This window comes from uncultured Cellulomonas sp. (genome assembly GCF_963527515.1).
In the GTDB taxonomy this organism is placed as follows: Bacteria; Actinomycetota; Actinomycetes; order Actinomycetales; family Cellulomonadaceae; genus Cellulomonas.
The window spans coordinates 1-4,523 of sequence record NZ_CAURTV010000173.1 but is presented as its reverse complement, the minus strand read 5'-3'; the positions used below and the strand labels follow the sequence as shown (position 1 = coordinate 4,523).

Annotated in this window: 5 protein-coding genes and 1 pseudogene; 5 read left to right on the top strand and 1 reads right to left on the bottom strand. The window is 73.0% G+C overall.

Annotated elements, in window-relative coordinates:
• Nucleotides 1-351: DUF998 domain-containing protein (locus RYN42_RS19815; RefSeq protein WP_315099233.1), on the bottom strand; the 351-nt coding region annotated here is incomplete at its 3' end.
• A 43-nt stretch (nt 352-394) separates the two neighbouring features.
• On the opposite strand from RYN42_RS19815, the gene RYN42_RS19810 reads away from it, so the two are divergent.
• From RYN42_RS19810 to RYN42_RS19790, 5 genes and pseudogenes are all read left to right on the top strand, one after another.
• Entirely contained in the window at nt 395-1,177 is a 783-nt protein-coding gene (locus tag RYN42_RS19810) for a glycoside hydrolase family 16 protein (RefSeq protein ID WP_315099231.1), read from the top strand.
• Nucleotides 1,178-1,283: 106 nt separating this feature from the next.
• Nucleotides 1,284-1,796, top strand: coding sequence for a hypothetical protein (locus RYN42_RS19805; protein WP_315099229.1), 513 nt, complete (start codon nt 1,284-1,286; stop codon nt 1,794-1,796).
• 8 nt (nt 1,797-1,804) lie between these two features.
• Nucleotides 1,805-3,208: an SPFH domain-containing protein gene (locus RYN42_RS19800; RefSeq protein WP_315099226.1), complete on the top strand. Its 1,404-nt coding sequence runs from the start codon at nt 1,805-1,807 to the stop codon at nt 3,206-3,208.
• 10 nt (nt 3,209-3,218) lie between these two features.
• Nucleotides 3,219-4,028 carry an alpha/beta hydrolase gene (locus tag RYN42_RS19795; protein WP_315099223.1) on the top strand — a complete coding sequence of 270 codons (810 nt, stop codon included), beginning with the start codon at nt 3,219-3,221 and terminating at the stop codon, nt 4,026-4,028.
• Nucleotides 4,012-4,523 (top strand): annotated as a pseudogene (locus RYN42_RS19790) (PAS domain-containing protein); the annotation flags it as partial. The gene RYN42_RS19795 and the pseudogene RYN42_RS19790, both read left to right, overlap by 17 nt.

Below are 4,523 nucleotides of genomic sequence, written 5' to 3'. Positions count from 1 at the left end.
GAGCGCGAGCGCACCGAAGCCGATGCCGGCCGCGATGCCGTGGGCCTGCGGGGCCGCATCGACCGGCAGGAGCGCGACGGCGAACGTGGCGGCCCCGCCGATCGCGTGCAGCACCCGTGCCCGGCGGGGCACCGGCCGTAGCGCGGCCGCCGTCACCACGTGCGCCACGCCCGTCACCGCCAGTCCCGCCGTCATGATCCACGGGTCGCTCGCGGTCGACGCCGCGAGCGCGCTGATGGTCTCCTGCACCGGGTCGAACGTCGGCTGCTGCGCCGCGGCGAGCGTCCAGCCGCCGATCATGGCGACGGGGGCGGCGATCGCGGACGCGAGCGCCCGACGGGGGACGGTCATGGAGAGGCTGCCTTCTGCTCGGGGCTGTCGCAGACTGGGGTTCGTGACCGACCACCCCGACGGATGGGTCCTGGCGTTCGAGGACCACTTCGACGGCCCCGACCTCGATCCTGCCGTGTGGCTGCCGCACTACCTGCCCGCATGGAGCTCGCGTGCCGCGACCGCGGCGTCCTACGAGCTGCGCGACTCGCGCCTGCACCTGCGGATCCCCCCGGAGCAGGGCTTGTGGTGCGCCGGTGACCACTCGCCGCCCATGCGCGTCTCCGGGATCCAGTCCGGCAGCTTCTCCGGACCCGTCGGCAGCACGCGCGGCCAGCAGCCGTACCGCGACGGGCTCCGGGTGCGGGAGGCGCAGGAGACGTTCCGGGGCTGGACGCCCTCCGGGGGGCTCGTCGAGCTGCGGGCGCGTGCCGTGGTGACCCCGCGCTCGATGGTGGCGTTCTGGATGGTGGGCCTGGAGGACGAGCCCGAGCGGTCCGCGGAGATCTGCGTCGCGGAGGTGTTCGGCGACGCCGTCCGGCCGGGCTCGGCGGCGGTCGGCGTGGGCCTGCACCCGTTCCGCGACCCCGCCGTGGTCGAGGACTTCGAGGCGGTCCGGCTCCCGATCGACGTCGCGCAGGACCACACGTACGCCGTCGACTGGTCGGCCGACCTGGCCACCTTCCTCGTCGACGGGGTCGTCGTGCGCCGCTGCCCGCGCCCGCCGGTGTACCCGATGCAGATGATGCTGGCGGTCTTCGACTTCCCGGAGCGGTCCGGCGGGGACGACGCGGACGCGGTGCCGGAGCTCGTGGTGGACAGCCTGCGGGGCTACGCGCGCCCCTGAGCCGACGTTGGTCGGGCGCCTCCCCGCGATTCGGCCACGGGGGCGGCCCGCGGCGCGGTATAACCGACGCGCCGACTCTCTCCGCCGAACCCGAGGACACCGACGCATGCTGATCTTCTGGCTGATCGCCGGTGCCGCCCTGCTGCTCCTGGTGCTCACCGTCACGGTCGGCGACTTCCTCGACGGCGTGATCGACGCGATCGACTTCACGGGCGGCTACCTGTCCTCCACCGCGGTCCTCGCGTTCCTGGCCACGTTCGGCATCGTCGGAGGTCTCGTCCTGGCGACGACGGACGCGGGCGTGCTGATGGCGTCGCTCGGCGGGGTCGTCGCGGGCGCCGTGGTGGCCGCCGGCGCCGGCGTCGCCACCCGGACGCTGACCCACGGGCCCACCGCGCACCAGATCACCAGCAGCGACTACGTCGGTCAGCCCGCCACGGTCACCACCTCGATCCCGGCCGACGGCCTCGGTCAGGTCTCGCTCGTCGTAGCCGGTCAGAGCACCGCGCTCGCCGCCCGCGCGGACGGTCCCGTGCCCACCGGGGCCGGGGTCACCATCGTGTCCAACCTGGGACCCGGTGTCGTCAAGGTCGTCTCCACCCCTCCCTCCTCGAACTAGGAGCTCTCGTGCCCGAATCCTGGCTGCCCGTCGTCGGCGTGGCAGGTCTGGTCCTCGTCGTCCTCATCGTCGGCATCGCGATCGCCAAGCGGTACCGCGTGGCCAAGCCCAACGAGGCGTTCATCGTGACCGGCCGCAAGGGCAAGACGTCGGGTGACCTGTCGGGGCAGAAGGTCGTGACCGGTGGCGGGGTGTTCGTCCTGCCGTTCGTGCAGCAGCTCTCGGTGCTCGACATGTCGTCGCGGCGCATCACGGTCGAGGTCAACGGCGCGCCGTCGTCCCAGGGCATCGCGCTGACCGTGTCCGGTGTGGCCATCGTCAAGGTGCACAACGAGGACGTGTCCATCCGTGCCGCGGCCCAGCGGTTCGGCAGCCAGCAGTCGGAGATCGACAGCTTCACCACCAACCAGCTCTCCGGTGCGCTGCGCGCGATCGTCGGCAACCTCACGGTCGAGCAGGTCATCCGCGACCGGGAGTCGTTCTCCCAGCAGGTGCTCGAGTCGGTGACCGGGTCGCTGAGCGCGCAGGGCCTGAGCCTGGACGCGTTCACCATCCAGGAGGTCAACGACCACGGCGACGGCAGCTACATCCTCGACATGGGCCGCGCGTCCGCCGCCGCGATCCGTCGCGAGGCCGAGATCGCCGAGGCCGAGGCGCGTCGCCTGTCCGAGGAGAAGCGGATCGACGCCGAGACGCAGGTGGCCAACTACCAGCGCGCCCTCGACCTGCGGCAGGCCGAGATCCTCGCGGAGACCGACCGGGCCAAGGCGCTGTCGGCGTCGGCCGGCCCGCTCGAGGCCGCGGCACGCCAGCAGGAGATCCTCGCGCAGGAGGAGCTGGTGGCCCAGCGCCAGGCCGCGCTGACCGAGAGCCAGCTCGACACCACGGTGCGACGCCCCGCCGACGCCGAGCGCTACCGCCTCGAGCAGCAGGCCGAGGCCCAGCGCATCACCGCCGTCAAGGCGGCCGAGGCGGCCAAGGCCGAGAACGAGCTCCGCGGCGCCGGTGAGCTGGCCCTGCGGTCGGCGCAGGCGAAGGCCACCGAGCTCGAGGGTGCCGCCGAGGCCGCCGCCGTCCTGGCGCGCGGCAAGGCCGAGGCCGAGGCGCTCCAGCAGCGGGCCGAGGCGTACAAGCAGTTCAACCAGGCCGCCGTGTTCGACCGCCTGCTCGAGACGCTGCCCGAGATCGCCAAGCAGCTGGCCGCACCCATGGGCAACATCGACACGCTCACCGTGGTGTCCACCGACGGGGCGTCCGCGCTGCCGAAGGCTGTGGCGGGCAACTTCGTGCAGCTGCAGGAGCTCATCCGGTCGACCACGGGGCTGGACCTGAGCAAGATGGTCGCCCAGCTGACGGAGTCGTCCCCCGTGGCGCCGGCGTCCACCAACGGATCACCCACGCCCGCCGCCTAGTCTGTCGTCCATGAATGTGCTCACCCGGAACAACGTCGTGCTCTCGGGCGTCCCCGGCGCGCCGGTGCTCGTGCTCGCCCACGGGTTCGGGTGCGACCAGAGCATGTGGCGGTTCGTCGCACCGGCGTTCGAGGCGACCCACCGGGTGGTCCTGTTCGACCACGTCGGTGCGGGCGGCTCGGACCTGACCGCGTACGACCCGCTGCGGTACGGCGCGCTCGACGGCTACGCGCAGGACGTGGTGGAGATCCTCGATGAGCTGGACCTCGGGCCCGCCGTCTTCGTCGGGCACTCGGTGAGCGCGATGATCGGCGCCCTCGCCGCGGCGCAGCGCCCGGACCTGTTCGACCGGCTCGTGCTGGTCTGCCCGAGCCCTCGGTACGTGGACGACGAGAACTACCGCGGCGGGTTCAGCGCGGCCGAGATCGACGAGCTGCTCGAGACCATGGACGACAACTATCTGGGCTGGTCGGCGTTCATCGCGCCGGTGATCATGGGCAACGCGGACCGGCCCGAGCTGGGCCAGGAGCTGACCAACTCGTTCTGCCGGACCGACCCGGCGATCGCCCGGCGGTTCGCCCGGACCACGTTCCTGTCCGACAACCGCGAGGACCTCGCGCGCGTGCGCACGCCGGCCCTGGTCCTGCAGTGCCGGGAGGACGCCATCGCGCCGCCGGAGGTCGGACAGTACGTGCACGACCACCTGGTCGGCAGCCGGCTCGTGGTCCTCGACGCCGTCGGCCACTGCCCGAACCTGAGCGCCCCGGACCAGGTGGTCGCCGCAGTCAGCGCGTTCCTGCCGCATGTCGCCCGGGCGTAGCGAGGCCTGGGACGTCGCGCCGGTCGCGCTCCTGCGGCTGGACGACGTCGGCCGGATCGTCGACGCCAACCGCGTCCTGCTGGAGTGGGTGGGCCGCGAGCCGCAGGACGTCCTCGCCGGCGCCCGCCTGAGCGAGCTGCTCTCGGTAGGCGGGCGCATCTACTGGGAGACGCACCTGTCCCCGCTGCTGCACATGCAGGGTCGGGTGGACGAGGTCGCGGTGGAGCTGCGCGGGCCGGACGGTCGCCTGCCCGTGCTCCTGTCAGCGGTGGTCCGCACGCTCGAGGACGACCGGCGGATCGTCGACGTCGCTCTGTCGAGGGCGGCGGAACGCTCGCGGTACGAGCGCGAGCTGCTGGCCGCCCGGGCCGCGGCCGACCGGTCGACCGAGCAGCTGCGCGCGCTGCAGGCGACGACCGCGGCGCTGTCGCAGGGCGTCGGCGCGCAGGGTGTGGCCGACGCGCTGGTCGAGATCGCGGTGGCGCAGCTCGGCGC

What these genes read in the sequence shown, in the direction of transcription:
- RYN42_RS19805 (WP_315099229.1), top strand. Translation starts at nt 1,284, where the DNA reads ATGCTGATCTTCTGGCTGATCGCCGGTGCCGCCCTGCTGCTCCTGGTG.
- RYN42_RS19795 (WP_315099223.1), top strand. Translation starts at nt 3,219, where the DNA reads ATGAATGTGCTCACCCGGAACAACGTCGTGCTCTCGGGCGTCCCCGGC.